Source organism: Sutterella sp. (assembly GCF_052272535.1).
Taxonomy (GTDB): domain Bacteria; phylum Pseudomonadota; class Gammaproteobacteria; order Burkholderiales; family Burkholderiaceae_F; genus Sutterella.
Map to the genome: position 1 here is coordinate 1 of NZ_DAVZJY010000299.1, position 2,384 is coordinate 2,384.

General features: G+C 64.5%; 3 protein-coding genes and 1 pseudogene. 1 reads left to right on the forward strand and 3 read right to left on the reverse strand.

Annotation, left to right across the window (positions count from 1 at the left end):
• The 3 genes and pseudogenes from ACT6Y9_RS10450 to ACT6Y9_RS10460 all read right to left on the reverse strand — a co-directional run.
• A pseudogene (locus ACT6Y9_RS10450) lies at positions 1-476 on the reverse strand (heme lyase CcmF/NrfE family subunit); the annotation flags it as partial.
• Between the two features lie 207 nt (positions 477-683).
• Complete coding sequence (locus tag ACT6Y9_RS10455; protein ID WP_295477001.1) at positions 684-1,499, reverse strand: peptidylprolyl isomerase; 816 nt, start codon at positions 1,497-1,499, stop codon at positions 684-686.
• Between the two features lie 362 nt (positions 1,500-1,861).
• Positions 1,862-2,053, reverse strand: coding sequence for a hypothetical protein (locus ACT6Y9_RS10460; RefSeq protein WP_443744489.1), 192 nt, complete (start codon positions 2,051-2,053; stop codon positions 1,862-1,864).
• 24 nt (positions 2,054-2,077) lie between these two features.
• Between ACT6Y9_RS10460 and ACT6Y9_RS10465 the strand changes: the two genes are divergently transcribed.
• Positions 2,078-2,384: hypothetical protein (locus ACT6Y9_RS10465; RefSeq protein WP_443744490.1), on the forward strand; the 307-nt coding region annotated here is incomplete at its 3' end.

A 2,384-nucleotide genomic window follows, 5' to 3' on the forward strand; every position in this document is an offset into this window, starting at 1 on the left:
TCCGCGCCCTGCGCGGCGGGCGGGAAGAGCCGCAGGAACGGGTTCGAGGTGGTGAGGATGAAGAGGTAGAGGCCGAAGGCGATCAGAAAGAGCGTGCCGAGGATGCGCGCCAGGACCTTTTCAGGGAGCCGGCGCGCGGAGAACGCCACCGCCGCCGTCCACCAGACGAGGGTCGAGACCCAGAAGAGGATCGAGCCCTCGTGGGAGCCCCAGACGGCCGCGAGCTTGTAATACCAAGGGAGCGCGTCGTTGGAGTGGCGCGCGACGTTCAGAAGCGAAAAGTCGCTCGTCGCGAAGGCCCAGGCGAGCGCGCCGATCGCGATCGTGCCGGTGAGGGCGAGCGAGGCGGCCGCGGCCGCGCCCGTGCGCATCCAGCTGCGCAGGTCGAGCTGCGCGCCGGCGAGCGACAGGACGCCGCCCAACGCGCTCACGACGAGCGCCAGGACAAGGGCGAAGTGCCCGATCTCTGCTGTCACGGTGGGGTCTCCTCCGGAGGGTGAGCGCTTCTTCGGGCCGGCGTGGAGCCGCCGGGGGCGCTTCTTGGGTTGAGTTTTTTCTGTGAGGGGTGGAGCGCAAAAAAGGCGCCGCTCGAACCGCCCTCCGGCTGCCGGCTCCCCTTCTGACGGGAGCGACGGGGAGACGCGGCGCCGAGGGCGCCCTGCAGGATCTGGAGTTCCGTGCGGTTACTTCTTGGCCGGAACCTCGGCGATCTCAGCGCGCAGGATCTGGTCGTGGATGAAGGACTGGACCTTGCGCTGCATGAGCAGATGGCGGATCTCCTCCTTGCGGTCCTCAAACTTCGGGAAGAGCTCGGACTTGCGGATGTCCTCGACCTTGATCACGTGATAGCCGGCGGGCGACTGCACGGGGGTCTTGGCCATTTCGCCCTTCTTGAGGCCGCGGATCGCCTGGGAGAGCTCGCCCGTGTAGACGGACGGGGACTGCCAGTCGAGGATGCCGCCGACGTCCTTGCTCTGGTCGTCGAGCGACTTCTCGGCGGCGAGCTTCGCGAACGAAGCGCCCTTCTGAACCTGCTCGATCAGGGCCTTGGCCTCTTCAGGCGTCTTCACGAGGATGTGGCGGACGCGGTATTCCTCGGGACCCCAGCGGTCGGCCTCGGACTTGTACTGCGCCTCGATCTCCTTCTCGGTGACCGGGTTCTTCTTGAGGAACTCGCGCACGGCGTGGTTCTCAAGAACCATGTTGGTCGCGCGCTTGATGTCGGACTGCACTTCGGGGAGCTTGTCGATGCCGTTCTTGCGGGCGTATTCGCCCATGACGACCTGCTCGATCATCATCTGGCGGACCTGCTCCTCGATCTGCGGATTCGCGATCATCTCGTGCGGGTTGGGATTGCTCGAGATGGCTTCGGCGGCGAGCGCCTCCTGCTGGGCCTTGGTGACGAGCTCGCCGTTGACCGTGAAGTCCTTGAATTCGGCCATGGCGGCGCCGGAGGCGATGGCAAGGGCGAGCGCGGCGGCGATCGTAGTCTTCATCATTTGTCTGATCCTTTTCGTGTGATGCATCTCGAGATCCCCCGCCCGGGTCCGTCGCGTCCGTTCTCCCCTCGACCGAGCATCGAGGAGAGCCCCGGGCGCACGAGTGCGGAGGCCTTCGGTGATGTCGAAACTTATACGCGGCCAACATTGCGCGAACCTTATCGGGAGGCGGGCGGACGGACGACGAAAACGTACGACCTCTTGATTGCGCCTGAATCCTCGCCCGCAGACAAGGATGCGCTACGGATGAACCCCATTAGGAGAAACGCGGGGGTCGCCGCTCCCTGAGGGACGCATCCTCAGCCGCCCTCGCCCTGCCGCCGAACCTCCTCGGATAGCAGATGCCTGAGGAGCCCGCGCAGTCACTGCCCGCCGGGATCGGAGTCGCGTTCGCCGCACCAGGCGAGGCGCATGGAGAATTGGGGCGCCCACGCGGGCACGGGCAGAAGCGCAAAGCGCCCGAGCGTGAGCTCCGCGAGCGCCCGCGGCAGGAGGCAGACCGCATTCGACTTTTCGAGGAACGCGGGTGCAGCGGCGAAGAATGGAAGCGTCATCACCGGGGCGGGTCCGTGCTTTGGATGAAACCATTCTTCGGCCGGACCGTTGGGCGGCCGGCGGCGGTCGGGCTGAGCGTTGACGATGATCTGCGGCCAGCCCTCCGCCTCCTCGGGCGTAACGCATCCCGCCTCGGCCGCCCGCTTTTCGAGAGGATGTCTAAAGGATATGGAATAAAGGTTTTTATAAAGACTGTACTCGTGTATAGCCTTTATTTGAAACTATTTGCGATCCTATTTGCTGAAACAACTAATTGCAGGTGGCTGCCAGCTATTCAGTGCTGTCATATCCGGTACATAGATCCGCATGAACAGATGAAATTCCCCGTCG